Genomic DNA, 16187 nt, shown 5'->3' with positions numbered 1-16187 from the left:
TTTATTTTCCTTGCTTAACTACCTTTAAAAGGCTGTCATATTGCTTTTTCGCGATTTGATAATAATCCGGATCAATCTTTTCAGCCAAAGCAAAATATTGTTCAGCTTCTTGACGATTGCTCCCAAATAAAGTTACACCAATTAGAAAGTTTAATTTTCCTGATCTTTCATCTTTAGGAATTTTTAGATAATTTTCTCTAGCTCTTGCAAAATCACCTAGTGAAAGCCAAATATCCCCTAATAATTCTAAAAGATCATTATCTACTTTTGAAACGCTCATGGCAAAGGCCAAGGCTTTTTGCGGATTTCCTAATTTATGAAAAACTAAGGCTTTTTGATAATAAGTCTCATCATTATTAGGAATAGTATCAAGTAAGGCTAATGCCCGGTCAAAGTCGCCTTCCATGTAATAGCAAATGGCCAAATTATAATCCATATCTTGTGGCTTTTTAACTAACCCTTTTGCTTGAATTAATAACTTCTTAGCTTGATCAATTGCCCCTTGCTCTAATAAATAAGTTGAAAGTTCTAAATAATTATTAGCATTTTTAGGTTTATGATCAATATCTTTGATTAAGGCTTGAATTGCTTCTTGAGTCTTACCTTCTTGATAGAGTTTTGCAGTCTTATCGCTCATTATAGTGAATCTGTTGCTCCTAATTTTCTACCTAAATAACTAGTTTCATTCCACACAACTTTATGGAAGGTCTTACCTTCATCATCTGTCTCTAAAATAGTCAAACTAGTATTACTTAATCCTCCGTGCTTGCGGATTTCTGCTAGTGGATAACCAAGTAAGCCGCCCATAATTGCGCATAAGGCACCACCATGACTAACAGCTAAGATTTTATCATCTTTATTAGGATAAAGTTTAGCCATTTCTTGGGCAAAATCTTTCCCGCGCGCAATTACTTCAGGATAAGTTTCACCATGAATCTTTGAAGGATCATATAAGTCAGCATGATTCCAAAAGTCATCAATTTCTTTAGGATACTTCTTTTCAGCATCAGCAAACTTCATCCCTTCCAAATCGCCTAAATTAAACTCACGTAAGCGTTCTTCAACGTGCACAGGTAAACTTATACCCATTGTTTGTTGAACGCCTTGAGCGGTATCAAAAGCCCTTTTTAAAGGACTAGCATATATTCCTCTAAACTTAGTTCCTTTCAAATAATTACCTAGCTTTTTGATATCTTCATAACTTTCAGGTAAAAGTGGCGAATCACCATGTCCACCTTGAAACTTTGAAGCTAAATTCCATTCTGTCTTACCATGTCTTACGAAATAAATTTGCATTTTATCACCTGAATTGTCTTAAACTTGTTTTATCTTTTCTTCTAGCATATCAGAAAAGTTCGCTATTATCATTTTCTAGTGTAGCATATTCATCACCTTATATAGGCTAAACAAAAAATCTCACTGAGTGAGAAATTCAAATTTAAAATTTGAGTTTAAACACTTAAGTGAGATTTTTTATTTTGAATATTAAAGATAAAAACTATTTATCTTCTTTTCTCTTTCGACTTGCTAATCCCAAAGCCATGCTCATACCTAAACCAAGTAAGCCTAGTAAAGCTGCACTGGTCTTGTTTTCACCTGTTTGAGGTAATTTCTCTGCTTTAGGAGCTGAGTTTACCTTGTTAATTTTTCTTGCTGCTGGTTTAGCAGGTTTGAAGTTACCCTTAACCACCTTAGTCTTAGTGAGACTTGGATGAGTTTCAGGTTTGACATTTTCAGGGTGCTTGTTTGTGTCAGGCTTTGGACTTGGTGTTGGCTCTGGAGCTGGTGTAGGTTCAGGACTTGGAGCAGGACTAGGTTCCGGAGTTGGTTCTGGTGTTGGTTCTGGAGTAGGACTTGTCACCTTTTCATAAGTTACGGTGAAGTGCTCATCCTTTGCAGTTGCTGGGTTCAAGTTTTCATCGTCGATTGATTGAACTGTCTTGTCATCAGAATCCTTAATCACAGCCTTGTAGCCGTCGACTGAGTCAACAGGAACTGCGTTGAACTTGTTTTGCTCGCTAGTATCCCAAGTGATGGTTCCGTCAGTGTTTTGAGTTCCACTGAAGATCACAGTTTGAGTCTTAGTTACTGGCTTTTCACCAGGCTTAGTGATAGTAACGGTTCTAGTAACTTCTTTTGAAACAAGTGGTTCTAGAGACTTACCTGTTGGAAGGTAGGTTACATCAAAAATTTCATCTTGACTGTTTTCAGTTACTTCTTCAGCAGGAATATTGGTTACATCGTGAGTTTGACCATTGACAGTTTCAGTAATCTTAAGCTTGAAGCCGTCAATTGGTTCAACTCTTGTCGCATCAAAGCCCTTCTTATCAGGAGTCCAAGCACCTTCTTTAACCGGCTTGCCAGTAACAAGGTCGATTGAATCAGTCTTAGTTAAGGTTACGGTTGCTATTGTACTTGTAGTCTTTTCACCAGGCTTTGTAATATTAACAGTTCTAGTTACCTTCTTAGTGTCAGTCTTGTCTTGCTTTTCATGAACAACATGGATGTAAGTAGTTTGACCATCAAGTGGAACTTCAGTTACTGCTTGGCTTCCTTTAGCGTAGATGTAATGTTCAGGCAAAGTGTAAGTTACTTGAGCATTTTCACCCTTGGTACCAGTAAGTGGTTCAGTGTGAAGGATATGTTTGCCTTCATAACCAGCACTTGTAGTGTCATCTGTGTCATCGTCAACCCAGACAACGGTGTGAGTAGCAGTGTCCTTGGTGTAGACAACATTTTCATTCTTAGTTGGATCTGTTGGAGTAACTGTTGTTACTTTTGCTGTGTATCCAGAAATTGTTGGTACATCTGTTGGAAGTACCTTGGTTGGGTCATCTGGATTGTTCTTGTAGCTGATTGGAGTTACACCTGGAATCTTATTTCCATTTTCATCAACTGGAATAATTTGGCCAACTTTGGTGTAAGTTACTGTGCTTTCACTAGTTGGGTTATCTGGAGTAACAGTAGCACCATCAACGCTAGCCTTATCTGCAACGTAACCAGTAACTACAGGAGTAGTAACATTACCATAAGTGTAATTTTCTTCATTCCAAGTAGTCTTCTTAGAAACTTCACTGTACTTACCAGTAAATGTGTAATCATTTTGAACATTGTCTGCTGGAGTGTTTTCTCCTGCACCTTGGTAGTGAACGGTTTGACTTGTCTTTTGACTCTTGTCTTCTGTATTTTCAGTGTAAGTTACCTCTGTATCCTTAGTAGGATCCTTTGGAGTTACCGTTGTTACTTTTGCAGTGTATCCAGGAATTGTTGGCACATCTGTTGGAAGTACCTTAGTTGGGTCATCTGGATTATTCTTGTAGCTGATTGGAGTTACATTTGGAATCTTTTGACCCTTTTCATCAACTGGAATAATTTGGCCAACTTTGGTGTAAGTTACAGTAGTTTCACTAGTTGGATTGTCTGGAGTTACAGTTGCTCCGTCAACACTAGCTTTATCTGCAACATAACCAGTAACTACAGGAGTTTTTACTGGGTTGTAAGTGTGGCTACCATTGTCGCTCCAAGTAGTTTTCTGGCTTACTTCACCGTACTTACCAGTAAATGTGTAATCATTTTGGACATTGTCTGCTGGAGTTTGGTCTCCTGCACCTTGGTAGTGAACGGTTTGACTTGTCTTTTGACTCTTGTCTTCTGTATTTTCAGTGTAAGTTACCTCTGTATCCTTAGTAGGATCCTTTGGAGTTACCGTTGTTACTTTTGCTGTGTAACCTGGAATAGTTGGTACATCTGTAGTTATTACCTTGGTTGGGTCATCTGGATTGTTCTTGTAGCTGATTGGAGTTACATTTGGAATCTTTTGACCCTTTTCATCAACTGGAATAATTTGGCCAACTTTGGTGTAAGTTACAGTAGTTGTGCTTGTTGGGTTATCTGGAGTAACAGTTGCACCTGCAACGCTAGCCTTGTCTGCTACGTAACCGGTAACTACAGGAGTTTTAACTTGGTTATAAGTGTGACTTTCTTCATTCCAAGCAGTTTGGTCAGTAGCTTCATTGTGGGTACCAGTAAAGGTGTAATCACTTTGGACATTATCTGCTGGAGTATCACCTTCAACACCTTGATACTTAACAGTTTGACTAGTTTCTTTAGTTACAGTCGTCGTCTTGGCAGTGTAAGTTACATAGTAGACTTCATTTGCTGAATCACTTGTTACGTCATCATTTTCTAGGATGCTATCAACAACTTGACCAGTAGCACTATCCTTGTGAATTACAGCGGTGTAGTTAGGCTGATCAGCTGGGGTGTATCCAGCTAAAGTACCCTTTTCAGGAGTCCAGGTACCATCGGAAAGCTTGTCACCAGTTACTGCATCAAGTGTTGGTGTTCTACTGAATTCAACTGACTTTTCAAAGACTTGAGTTGGTTCAGTTTCGCCTGGATTAATTGCGTAAACAGTTCTAGTTACTTTCTTAGTTTCCTTTTCTCCATCCTTTGTACCATGCTTCAACTTGATGTAGACGTTATTACCATCTACAGTGACACTCTTAATGTCCTCTTGACCATCAGCTAAGACATAGTTAGCTGGGGTTGATTTAGTTAATTGGTAAATACTTCCTTCAAGTTGTTCTGGAACTTGCTCACTATCAACTACCTTGTATCCTTTTTGGCCTTTATCGCTTGTATCAGGGGTCTCAGTATCAAGCCAGTAAACTGTTTCACTCAAATTAATTGGAGCGTAAGTTACATAGTAAGTGTCACTTGGAGTATCAGCTGTTGCTTTATTAATTTGATCAATACTTTGAACAATCTCGCCATCTTCAGAATTCTTGTGAATCACAATATTGTAATGATTTTGTTTTGTTGGAGTATAACCGTTAATTACCGTAGAATCTGGATCCCAGTCGCCCGCTTTTACGATGTTACCATTTACCGCATCAACCACATTATCACGGGTAAATTCAATTGCAGTATTTACTACCTTGCTTGCTCTTGTTGCATTTGGTTTAGTTACATAAACAACTCTAGTAACAGTTCTAGTTTCTGGCACTGTCTTTGTGCCGTGCTTCAACTTGATAATGACATTATTACCATCAACAGTAACACTCTTAATGTCCTTTTGACCATCAGCTAAAACATAATTAGTAGGAGTGGATTTAGTTAATTGATAAGTGCTTCCTTCAAGTTGTTCTGGAACGGCTTCACTATCAACTACCTTGTATCCTTCTTGACCATCTGGATCTTTAGTTTCAGTATCTACCCAGTAGACAGTTTCACTCAAAGTTTGAGGTGCATAAATATAGGTTACTGTAATATCACTTTGAGCAGCAGTACCACTAACATTAGTTGGAGTTTGTGACAACTTGTAGTTAGCTGGAATTTCACTATCAGTTAAGCCTGAAGTGCTGTACTGATCACCAGATTTAACTTCTTGAGTAGTTGCCGGCTTAATGTCTTTACCATTTTCATCATGATATTGAGTAGTTACAGTAACATATCTTTGAATTTGAACATTTAATGATGGACTAACAACATAAGGATTACTGTTGTGATCTCCACTAAAGTATTCTTGGACGTTTACATTAGCTTGATTTACACCATCTTTAAGTGCAGTAACCTTAAAGCCTAGATCTGCTTCAACAGCTGAAGTCTTAGCTAAGTTCTTAGAAATCAAAACAATTGATTTAACTTTTGACCAGTCCGTAATTTGACTGGCATCCTTAAAGCCTAAACTAGTCAATTGATCATCTGAAGTAATGTTGCCATCACCGGTGTATTTATTTTCAGAGAATAATAAGGTTCCATTAGCGCTGTCACCGGTCTTATTAAGGGTAGATACTCCATCCCCAGTAAGAGCTAAAGTAGCTTCATCGCCAGCATTAACATCGGGCAAGTTAACAATGTTGTATGAATATTTTGAAGTACCATCTTGGTTCAAGATATTCATAACTCTCAAAGTTCCAGTGTCATTGGCACCAGTCTTTTTACCAAAGTCAAGACTAGTAGTTTGACCTTCGCCGTTATATACAGCATCCGAAGTCTTCTTGATACCATCAAGTTGACCATAAATTGATGGTAAACCGAAGGTATAGTTAGCTTCTTGCCAGTTTTGCTTATAGTAATAGTTAATAAATGAAGGTAAAATCTTGTAACTTTGTCCATTTTGCAAAGTAATAGTAGTTACCCGATCTTTATCTTGGTCACCTATAATATCTGGATTATCAACGATTTTACTGATTAAGCTTTGCTTGTTTAATGGATAAATATATCTTGCGCTAGTATTATTCCTATCTGCTACAAGGTTTACACCGTTTTGATCATTTCCAAAGAAAATTGGGAATCCCCAATAAGGTGTAAATGGTACATCAATTTCAAAGATGCGCTCACCATTTAAACCAACATTTCCTAAGTCCTTAATCTTGCCACCAGTATATTCCCTACCTTGATAGAACAACTTAAGCCCAGAAGGATCAGCTACATCCCAACCAACTGGAATAGCAGCTAAATATCTACTTGGTTCAGCTAAAGTATCTGAGTGAGTAATACTGTATCCGATTTTGGCAGTTGATCTGTCTGGGTCACCTGGTAAGTAATCACCATTTGGAAATGTAACAGTACCAGAATAATTAATTTTTTCTTCAGCTACATCCTTAATTTGTAGATTGTAGTCTTTTTCTGGAGCGACTACATTTCCGTCAGCATTTGCAGAAATAGCATAATGCGCAGTATCTCCAGTCTTTTTGTCAGTGATAATACCATTGTTGCGATAATTAATTTGGATACTTGAACCTGCTTGAACAGTGTTAAACCAAATATCTACCTTAGTAACATTAGATCCATCTGCCTTAACACCTTTGGCAATCATATCACTTGTAATCGTATTACTACCATTAACCACAGTTCCATCAGCTAAATGCCAAGCAACGTTAGCTAGACTATTTTCAGCTGTATCTACTAAATCAAAGCCATATAGACTACCGAAATCTTTTCTAAAGACAGTACCTGGTTCAATGTCTAAGTTAATGTGAACATTCTTTAATTCTGTATTACCAGAGTTAAATACAAATTCACTCTTGTTACCAGCACCTGCATATTTATTACTTAATGAATCTGACTTGTGAGTTTGACTAGCTTCATCCGTAATGGCATCGTGATAAAGATATTGACTATTACTGTCTGAAGCGTCAACTGGATTAATTTCAAGTTTTGGAGTTTCAACGTTAGTTACAGGTAAGTTAGGCGCATAATCTGAAACAGTGATAGTTTGTGGATTTGAGGTGTCTCCCGCATCATCAGCAATAGCGTATGATACATTTGCACTAAACTTATTTTCAGCAGCAGTTAAAGCCTTTGAATAAGTTCCCCAAAGAACAATCACACCCTTAGTAATATCATCAGCTTTGCCATTAAAGGTAATCGTTACCGGAGTTCCAGCACCACCTGCTTGACTAATAGTATAACCATCACTTGAAGAAGTATTTGCTTGAGATAAGGTACCTCCTGGCTCAGTTGTACTCTTATACAAGCCAAAAGTATTTGAACCAGTGTCAACTGAGAAGCCTTCTGGGACGTTAACAGTGATGGTTCCAGTTAAATTACCAGTGACATTAGTACCATCTAATTTAACCCCAACAGTATACTTAGTGTTTGGAATTAAATTAGTCTTTTGGTTTTGGTCAAAGATAAGCTTTGCAGTCAATGAAATCGGCTGAACAGTACTGCTACTTCCACCTTGAGTATTGGCAGGAGTAGTATAAGTAATCACACCAACTTGGGTACCATTCTTCTTTAAGACTACTTGGAATTGGGTACCAGGCTTTAATAATGCCCAGTTACTAATCTTGGGCGTCAAAATTGCATCTAAAGCAATTGAGTTTGACACATTAGAGGTAATTTTCAAAGTGGTGTTATAGAAGTTTTGCTTTGACTTAAAGTCAGTAACAGTAACAGGTTCAGTAGATTTAGTAACTGTTCCATATTGACCTAAATCTTGGGTTGAAACGTCAAAGACATAAGGAACTTCTAAAGTATAAGCATCACCCTTTGAAGCAGCCAAACTCAACTTTAAAGTATGGTTGCTGCTGTCATTTAATGTGATATTCGAATTATTCTTACTTGCACTATCATAGAATACATCAGAACTCTCGTTTACCTCAGCCAAGTTGATTAGAGCATTTGATCCCTTACTTTGTTCTTCAGTATTTTTAACAGTTTGTTTTGCATTATCAGTGACAGATTTATCAGTAGTTGATGCTACTTGCTTTTCACTATCTTCATCCTTATTTGTAGTGGAAGAGTCTTGGTCTACCCCCCCATTTTGTTTTTGAACAGCAGTTGGTGCTACTTGTTGCTGATTTTGTGTAGTAGCATTTTTACTACTATCTTGATCACTGTCTTGTTTATTCGTCTGACCAGTTTGATTTACTGCCTTAGTTGCAGTCTCTGTTTCAGGTTGTACATCAGCCTTAACTGAACTTGGCATTGCACCAAAGTAAAACACTGTAGCAAGCAAAGCTGAAGCTAAGCCCACAGAGAATTTACGAAATCCATACCGTGGCTTTTGCTCAGCCATTTGTTGCATTTTATTTTTAAAATTATTTCTAGATACTCCCATATAGAACCTCCACAAGTTTTAAACATCTATTGTATTCGGATACAACTTTATTGTAATACTTTTTATAAACAATAGTAACTATTGTTATTTTTGCAAAATAAAAACAGCATATTAGCTAGTTTTCTAACTAATACACTGTTCTGTTAATTTTATACTAATTGTAATTGCTTTTCTTCTTGGTAAGCAGCATCGATATTACCACCGCCAAGGCATTCTTCTCCCTTGTACAAGACTAATGCTTGACCAGGAGTTACCGCACGAGCTGGTTCATCAAAGTACACATCACAAGTCTTTGTTGCTGCATGATACTTAACATGAACACCAACGTCTGCTTGGCGATAACGAAACTTAGCTGTGCAATCAAATTCAACATCGTGGTCAGGATTACCAGTGTAAAATGACATTCCACTAGCCTTTAAACTAGTCGCATAAAGTCTTGGGCTGTCATAGCCTTGTTCAACAATCAATTCATTTTTCTTCAAATCTTTACCAACAACAAACCAAGGTGCTGTTGATTCTTTAGTTGAACCTAAACCTAATCCTTGACGCTGACCAATGGTGTAATACATTAATCCACCATGTTGGCCAACAACGTTGCCATCAGGGGTTACCATTTTACCTGGCTTAGCTGGTAAGAATTCACTCAAGAACTTCTTGAAGTTTCTTTCACCAATAAAACAAATACCAGTTGAATCTTTCTTCTTAGCTGTTGCTAAACCTGCTTTTTCAGCAATTTCACGTACTTGTGGCTTTGTTAAATTAGCAAGTGGAAAAATTACGTGCTTAATTTGTTCTTGGCTCAACTGACTCAAGAAATAAGTTTGGTCCTTGTTGCCATCTTTTGGACGCATCATGTGAGTCACACCATTAGCATCCTTAACAGTTTTGGCATAGTGCCCCATGGCAATGTAATCTGCATCTAAGCTCATCGCAAATTCTAGGAATGACTTAAACTTAATTTCAGTATTACACATAATATCAGGATTAGGTGTACGTCCCTTCTTATATTCACTTAAGAAATATTCAAAAACACGTTGCCAATATTCTTTTTCAAAGTTAATTGAGTAATATGGAATACCAATCTTATCAGCTACTCGCTTAACATCTTCATAGTCTTCAGTAGCAGTACATACACCAGCATCATCAGTGTCATCCCAGTTTTTCATGAAGACACCAACAACGTCATAGCCTGCTTCTTTAAGTAAGAGTGCTGATACGCTTGAATCAACGCCTCCACTCATACCAACAACAACTCTAATCTTGCTATTATCAACCATTAAATCTCATCCTTTATAGTGGTTTAATAATTTCTCGCTCAATCAAATCTTTCAAAATAAAATTGAGTAAATCAACTGTCGGCTTTAACTGATCATTTTTAAAAATATTTACCTTTTGCAAACCGTTCTTATCAGTAATTACCATTGTTAAGTGATCTAAATCTTGGTTGATGGTCATCTTTAACTTGGTAGGTGCATTGTATGGTGATTCATTATATAAAGGGTGTTCATAAATAAAGTTGCCCTTTGGTGACTTAACGAAGCCCACATCAATTAAAGAGTATCGCTTCACATTTTCATTGATTGTAAACTTTCTGGTATCACCATTAATGATTACAGTATTTGCCATTGTTAAAACCTCACTTACAAATTATAAGTTACTTACTCAAATAAAGCAAGCTTAAGCCTTCTGCAAACGCTTGGCCATTTTGACTAATGCATCAGCGAATGCTTCTACTTCTGATTTTTTGGTTAATCTACCAAAACTTATTCTAATCGATTCTTCGATTCTTGGCGAATCTGCGCCATACATTGCAGTTAAAACATGTGATGGTGTTAATGAGCCGGCAGTACATGCTGAGCCACCTGAAACTGCAAATCCAGCCAAGTCCAAGTTAGTTAGCATGACATATGTTCCGATTCCAATTAAATGCAAGTTCAATGTATGATGTGAAACTAAGCCAGTTAAGCTACCATTAACTTGATATTTAATTTCATTAGCGTCCAATGCATCAAGTACAATTTGTTGAAACTCTTGATAACGTTTTTGCTCATCACTGCGGCTAACATCTTGTAAAAGTTTAACAGCTTCGCCAAACCCTGCAATACCTGGAGTATCGGTTGTTCCCGCACGCCGCTTCTTCTCTTGTTCACCACCAGTAATTAAGCTTGGTAAGGTTAAACCTGCTTTTTCATACAAAAAGCCAATATATTTAGGTCCATTAATCTTATGTGCACTTGTAGACATAAAGTCAATTTGCATTGCTTGAACATCCAAGTCAATATTACCTAGTCCCTGAACAGCATCTACATGAAAGCAAATTTCAGGATTATATTCATGGACAATTTGACCAATTTTAGCCAAGTCATTAATTGAGCCAACTTCATTATTGACCGCCATCATTGAAACTAAAACCGTTTTTTCAGTTAAGGCTGCTTTTAAATCAGCTAAACTAATATGTCCTGTTTCATCTACAGGTAAATAAACCACGTCAACGCCACTAGCTTCTAATTCCTTAGTAGTATTTAAAATTGATGGGTGTTCAACAGCTGTAGTAATTATTTGGCAATCATAATGATACTTTTTAGCAATTCCCCGCAAAACAGTATTATTTGATTCACTACCACCAGAAGTAAAAATGATTTCATCATCATTTTTTGCATTAATAAACTTAGCAATTCGATGACGTGCCTCGTCAACAACTTCTAAAGCTTTTCGACCAAAAGTATGTGTACTTGAAGCATTACCAAAATTTTCAGCTAATTGCTTAGTCACCTCAGCAACTACCTCTTCTGAAACTGGCGTTGTTGCCGCATTATCCAAATAAATTAACTTTCTTTCCACAATTTCCACCTTTAATCTTTATTGCTTAAGATATGAAATAATCAAATCGGCTGCCTTTTGTCCGGCTTCTTTGACAAATTCTTCAAAGCTTTCATTGGCATCTTCATCCCCATTGTCACTAATTGCTCTCAAAGCAATTAATGGCTTCTTGAAATGATATGCAACTTGCGCAAAACTGGCACCTTCCATTTCAACACCGACAGCTTCTGGGAAGTTTGCTTCAATTTCAGCCTTAGCAGCTTCAGAAGCAATGAAAGAATCTCCAGTAACTACAAGTCCTTCTTTATATGCTACCTTCTTTGCCTTTAAAAAGCTAATAAACTGCTTTCGCTCCTTACTTTGCAAGTTAAATCTTGCTGGTTCACGAGGAATTTGTCCTTCAACATAATCACCGGCAACGGTATTATGTGCATCATGGTAAGCAAAACTATCAACTACAATTACATCTTTTTTCTTAATTTCTGGTTTTAAAGAGCCGGCAGAACCGGTCATAATAATTAAATCAATATCAACCTTGGCAAGTAAACTAGTCAAATTCATCGCTGCATTTACTTTACCAATTCCAGATAAACCTAAATAAATTTCATTTTCATTAACAGAAAAATGTTCGAACTTTGTACATCCGAACATTTCTTCTTTTCTGTTATGAAAATGCTGATAATAAAATTCCGCCTCTTCAGGCATTGGAACTATCAAAGCAATTTTCATTTATATTCTCCTATAGGTAAAACAAGGCTACAAAGACCAAAATAGTCAAACTTAAAACAACCATAATTGCCAGATTTAAACGCCGTTTAAGTCGCTTAATTTTTTCTTCTCTTGTAAAATGAGGTTTTTGATAATCGGAACTATCAATATCATTTACCGAAGAATTTTCTTGATTTAGAAAATCCGGATTAATATCAAGGTTACTTCCTTGGGAATTTTTATCCCGCTTTGGAAATAAATTCCATTTACTTTGACGGCGGTGTTTTCTTTGATAATCAGATCTTGTTTCAGTCATCTTGCTTCTTTGATCCTGATAAAATCATGTTCTCCCAAACGGTAATCGCATAGATGGTTTTTGCATCCACAATCTTACCAGCGGACAACATTTGTTTTAATTCACTTAAACTATACCAATGGCTAGTCAAGAATTCATCTTCGTCAAGATCTCTTTTATCTTCTAACTTGGTTAAGGTATCACAATAAAAGAGATATAATTTTTCATCCGAAAAACCAACAGAAGAATAAAATTCAGCTACCTTTTCCCAATAATCAGCCTTTAAACCGCCTTCTTCATTGAGTTCACGCTTCATGGCATCAAGTGGTGATGCATCAGTGTCATCAATTAGTCCAGCAGGAATTTCTAAAGTCAAAGCCTTGATTGGTTCACGCCACTGCTCTACAAGCAACATTTTATTTTCACTGTTAATTGCCATTGCAGCTGCAGCAGGACGATGTTTAACTATTTCTCTAGTTGCAGTTTTTCCATTGGGCAAAGTGATAGTTCTAACAGATAAATCAACAATTCGCCCTTTAAAAACTTGTTCAGAGGCAATTTCTGTTTCTTTTAAATCCATTAGTTAACTCCTTTGTCTTGATGTTCAACGTAGACATTAATGCATTGCAGGCCCTTCTTGCCTTGAGCAAGTTGGTAACGAACCCTTTGACCTACTTTTAAGCTTTTATAGCCTTCCTCTTTGACTGCAGTGTAGTAGACAAAGTATGATGAATGCGTTAAATCATCATCAATAAAGCCATAACTTGCAGCAGTATCAAATTGTTTTACAGTACCTGTTCGCATTAATCTTCCAATCCTTCTTTAACTTCTTCAGGGAAGTTAGCTTCAACAATTTCAGCACAACGGCCACAAAGTGTTGGTAACTTAGCATCTGCACCAACATCTTTTCTAGTCATCCGGCAACGTTGACAAACTTCACCTTCAGCATGCTTAACTACTAACTTAGCAGTTTCAAATTCCTTAGCATCAGCAGGTGCTTCTCCATCCAAGATGTTAAGTTTTGAAACAATCAAGATTTGTCTCATATCAGCATTTAATTTTTCAAATACTGTCTTAGTTTCAGCAGTTGGGTAAACATCAACGCAAGCTTCAAATGACTTACCAATTAACTTGTCATTTCTTGCTTCTTCAAGTGCCTTTAAGACATCATCTCTGAACTTCATGAATTTAGTCCAATTTTCTACTAATTCAGCTTCATTGTCAAAAGTTTCAACTTCTGGCATATCACTTAATTGAACGTAATCTTCATCTTCTTTTAAGTAGCCCCATGCTTCTTCCATAGTGTGGGGCAAAATTGGAGTCATAACCTTAGTTAACTTAACTAAAGCATCATAAATCACAGTTTGCATTGCACGTCTTGGAAGTGAATCTTCACCTTCAATGTATAAAACATCCTTGGCGAAGTCTAAGTAAAATGCTGAAAGTTCATTTGAAATAAACTTGAAGACCATCTTGTAAACGCTAGTAAAGTCATACTTATCGTAGGCAGCTAAGCAATCCTTAACTAACTTATTAAGAACAACTTCCATGTATTGGTCAATTGAACGCAAGTCACTATATGCAACGCGGTTAGTCTTAGGATCAAAATCACTAGTGTTAGCTAACATGTAACGTAAAGTGTTTCTAATCTTACGGTAACTTTCAGCGTTTTGTTGCAAGATACCCTTCGAAACAGCAACATCTGAAGTGGTATCAGCTGAAGCAACCCATAAACGAATAATTTCAGCACCCATTTGCTTAATGACATCATTAGGTGAAATTACGTTACCAAGTGACTTACTCATCTTGTGTCCCTTGTCATCAAGAACGAAACCTTGTGACAAGATTGATTTGTATGGTGCATGACCACTAACAGCTACAGAAGTAATTAAACTTGAGTTGAACCAGCCACGGTATTGGTCACTACCTTCAAGGTAGAGGTCTGCTGGATAATGAAGTTCAGGTCTTGCAGCAAGAACACCTTGGTGTGAAGAACCTGAATCAAACCAAACGTCTAAAATATCAGTTTCTTTCTTGAACTTACCATTTGGTGAGTGTTCTGACTTAAAGCCTGCTGGAAGTAATTCTTCTGCAGTATGAGTATACCAAGCATTTGAACCTTCTTTTTCAAAGATTTGAGCAATGTGTTCAATAGTTTCTTTTGAAACAATTGGAGTACCATCTTCTGCGTAGAAGATTGGAAGTGGCACCCCCCAAGCTCTTTGACGTGAAATTACCCAGTCACCACGGTCTTTAATCATGTTGTAAAGGCGTGTCTTACCCCAACTTGGTGTAAAGTTAGCTTTTTCAATTTCAGCTAAAATTTGATCTCTAAATGCGTCAACTGAAGCAAACCATTGAGTAGTTGCACGATAGATAACTGGCTTCTTAGTTCTCCAGTCATGTGGGTATGAGTGAGTGAAGAAGCTTAACTTAAGCAAGGCTTTCTTTTCTTCAAGTTGCTTAGTAATCATCTTGTTAGCATCATCATAAAAGACACCAACTAAGTTAGGATCTGGAATGTCCTTAGTGTAGCGACCTTGGTCATCCATTGGTGAATATACTGGAAGACCATACTTCTTACCAACATTGTAGTCATCTTCACCAAAACCAGTAGCGTTGTGAACTAAACCAGTACCATCTTCAGCAGTAACATAAGTATCATTCATAACTAAACTAGTCTTGTCGTAAAGTGGGTGCTTAACAGTCATACGGTCAAAGTCAGTACCCTTGAAAGTATCAACTACTTCGTAGTCTTTCCATTCAAGATCTTCAGCAACTTTTTCTAATTGACTAGTACCGATAACAAACTTACGATCTTCACCAGCAACCTTAATTACTGAATATTCAAACTTAGGGTTAACAGTAATACCAACGTTAACTGGAATAGTCCAAGGAGTAGTAGTCCAGATAACCATGTAAGTATCGTTATCTAAAATACCTTTTCCATCTTTAACTTGGAAAGCAACATAAATAGCTGGTGATTTTACATCATGGTATTCAACTTCTGCTTCAGCTAAAGTTGATTCACTAGATGGTGACCAGTAAACTGGCTTAAGGCCCTTGTAAATGTAACCTTTTTCAAACATTTTACCGAAGACTCTAATTTCTTCAGCTTCAAATTTTGGTTGCAAAGTAATGTATGGGTGGTCCCAATCAGCCATTACTCCAAGACGCTTAAAGTCAGTTCTTTGCTTGTCAATTTGTTCCATCGCATACTTGCGGCAGAGTTCACGGTATTCTGCACGATCCATAGTTTTACGATCAACGCCTTGCTTAGCAAGTTGTTGTTCAATTGGAAGGCCGTGCGTATCCCAACCAGGTACGAATGGAGCATAAAAACCAGACATGTTCTTGTAACGAACAATAATATCTTTAGAAATCTTGTTCAATGAGTGACCCATGTGGATGTTACCATTGGCAAATGGAGGACCATCATGTAAGTCAAAACGAGGTTTGCCTTCGTTAAGTTTCAATCTTTGTTCATATAACTTATTTTCTTCCCATGCTTTTTGCCATTCGCCTTCTCTGTTAGGCAAATTACCACGCATTGGGAATTTAGTTTTACCTAAATTAAGAGTATCTTTGATTCTCATACTTTATCCTTTCTAAATAAAGAAAAAAGCCTCATCCTTCTTAGGACGAGACTAATCGTGGTACCACCTAAGTTGGAGTATAAACTCCCACTTAATCATGCTTATCGCGCAATCAACGTTTAAACTTATTGGTAGCCGATCGACTCAGAAAATGTTGTTAGTCTTTCACCATCACTAACTCGCTAAGGTCTTTCTT

At 37.1% G+C, this 16187-nt stretch carries 11 protein-coding genes; all 11 read right to left on the bottom strand.

Annotation, left to right across the window (positions count from 1 at the left end; all coding sequences use genetic code 11):
- Position 1 precedes the first annotated feature (1 nt).
- On the bottom strand, positions 2 to 637 hold the full coding sequence (locus H628_RS0105075; RefSeq protein WP_027825469.1) for a tetratricopeptide repeat protein: 636 nt from the start codon (positions 635 to 637) through the stop codon (positions 2 to 4).
- The gene (locus tag H628_RS0105070; RefSeq protein WP_027825468.1) at positions 637 to 1296 is read right to left on the bottom strand and encodes a histidine phosphatase family protein; all 660 of its coding nucleotides are present in this window, start codon (positions 1294 to 1296) and stop codon (positions 637 to 639) included. Before H628_RS0105070 ends, H628_RS0105075 begins: the two co-directional genes overlap by 1 nt.
- 202 nt (positions 1297 to 1498) lie before the next feature.
- Entirely contained in the window at positions 1499 to 8572 is a 7074-nt protein-coding gene (locus H628_RS07470) for a mucin-binding protein (protein WP_051237969.1), read from the bottom strand.
- 149 nt (positions 8573 to 8721) lie between these two features.
- On the bottom strand, positions 8722 to 9849 hold the full coding sequence (mnmA, locus tag H628_RS0105060) for a tRNA 2-thiouridine(34) synthase MnmA (RefSeq protein ID WP_006584537.1): 1128 nt from the start codon (positions 9847 to 9849) through the stop codon (positions 8722 to 8724).
- Positions 9850 to 9862: 13 nt separating this feature from the next.
- Entirely contained in the window at positions 9863 to 10198 is a 336-nt protein-coding gene (locus H628_RS0105055) for a DUF1831 domain-containing protein (protein WP_027825467.1), read from the bottom strand.
- Between the two features lie 51 nt (positions 10199 to 10249).
- Positions 10250 to 11413 carry a cysteine desulfurase family protein gene (locus H628_RS0105050; RefSeq protein ID WP_027825466.1) on the bottom strand — a complete coding sequence of 388 codons (1164 nt, stop codon included), beginning with the start codon at positions 11411 to 11413 and terminating at the stop codon, positions 10250 to 10252.
- An 18-nt stretch (positions 11414 to 11431) separates the two neighbouring features.
- Positions 11432 to 12121 carry a 5'-methylthioadenosine/adenosylhomocysteine nucleosidase gene (locus tag H628_RS0105045; RefSeq protein ID WP_027825465.1) on the bottom strand — a complete coding sequence of 230 codons (690 nt, stop codon included), beginning with the start codon at positions 12119 to 12121 and terminating at the stop codon, positions 11432 to 11434.
- 10 nt (positions 12122 to 12131) lie between these two features.
- Entirely contained in the window at positions 12132 to 12416 is a 285-nt protein-coding gene (locus tag H628_RS0105040; protein WP_027825464.1) for a hypothetical protein, read from the bottom strand.
- Positions 12409 to 12975, bottom strand: a complete 567-nt coding sequence (locus H628_RS0105035; RefSeq protein WP_027825463.1) for an NUDIX hydrolase — start codon at positions 12973 to 12975, stop codon at positions 12409 to 12411. Before H628_RS0105035 ends, H628_RS0105040 begins: the two co-directional genes overlap by 8 nt.
- The gene (locus tag H628_RS0105030) at positions 12975 to 13199 is read right to left on the bottom strand and encodes a cold-shock protein (protein ID WP_027825462.1); all 225 of its coding nucleotides are present in this window, start codon (positions 13197 to 13199) and stop codon (positions 12975 to 12977) included. Before H628_RS0105030 ends, H628_RS0105035 begins: the two co-directional genes overlap by 1 nt.
- The gene (gene ileS, locus H628_RS0105025) at positions 13199 to 15991 is read right to left on the bottom strand and encodes an isoleucine--tRNA ligase (RefSeq protein ID WP_027825461.1); all 2793 of its coding nucleotides are present in this window, start codon (positions 15989 to 15991) and stop codon (positions 13199 to 13201) included. Before ileS ends, H628_RS0105030 begins: the two co-directional genes overlap by 1 nt.
- Positions 15992 to 16187: the final 196 nt, after the last annotated feature.

The sequence above is a fragment of the Lactobacillus psittaci DSM 15354 genome (genome assembly GCF_000425905.1).
Lineage (GTDB): Bacteria > Bacillota > Bacilli > Lactobacillales > Lactobacillaceae > Lactobacillus > Lactobacillus psittaci.
The sequence above is the reverse complement of the archived record's forward strand: the minus strand, read 5'-3'. Positions and strand labels throughout refer to the sequence as shown.

Bases quoted from the DNA above. Each gene is read 5' to 3' on its own strand.
- H628_RS0105075 (WP_027825469.1), bottom strand. From the start codon at position 637: ATGAGCGATAAGACTGCAAAACTCTATCAAGAAGGTAAGACTCAAGAA.
- H628_RS0105070 (WP_027825468.1), bottom strand. From the start codon at position 1,296: ATGCAAATTTATTTCGTAAGACATGGTAAGACAGAATGGAATTTAGCT.
- H628_RS07470 (WP_051237969.1), bottom strand. From the start codon at position 8,572: ATGGGAGTATCTAGAAATAATTTTAAAAATAAAATGCAACAAATGGCT.
- mnmA (WP_006584537.1), bottom strand. From the start codon at position 9,849: ATGGTTGATAATAGCAAGATTAGAGTTGTTGTTGGTATGAGTGGAGGC.
- H628_RS0105055 (WP_027825467.1), bottom strand. From the start codon at position 10,198: ATGGCAAATACTGTAATCATTAATGGTGATACCAGAAAGTTTACAATC.
- H628_RS0105045 (WP_027825465.1), bottom strand. From the start codon at position 12,121: ATGAAAATTGCTTTGATAGTTCCAATGCCTGAAGAGGCGGAATTTTAT.
- H628_RS0105040 (WP_027825464.1), bottom strand. From the start codon at position 12,416: ATGACTGAAACAAGATCTGATTATCAAAGAAAACACCGCCGTCAAAGT.
- H628_RS0105035 (WP_027825463.1), bottom strand. From the start codon at position 12,975: ATGGATTTAAAAGAAACAGAAATTGCCTCTGAACAAGTTTTTAAAGGG.
- H628_RS0105030 (WP_027825462.1), bottom strand. From the start codon at position 13,199: ATGCGAACAGGTACTGTAAAACAATTTGATACTGCTGCAAGTTATGGC.
- ileS (WP_027825461.1), bottom strand. From the start codon at position 15,991: ATGAGAATCAAAGATACTCTTAATTTAGGTAAAACTAAATTCCCAATG.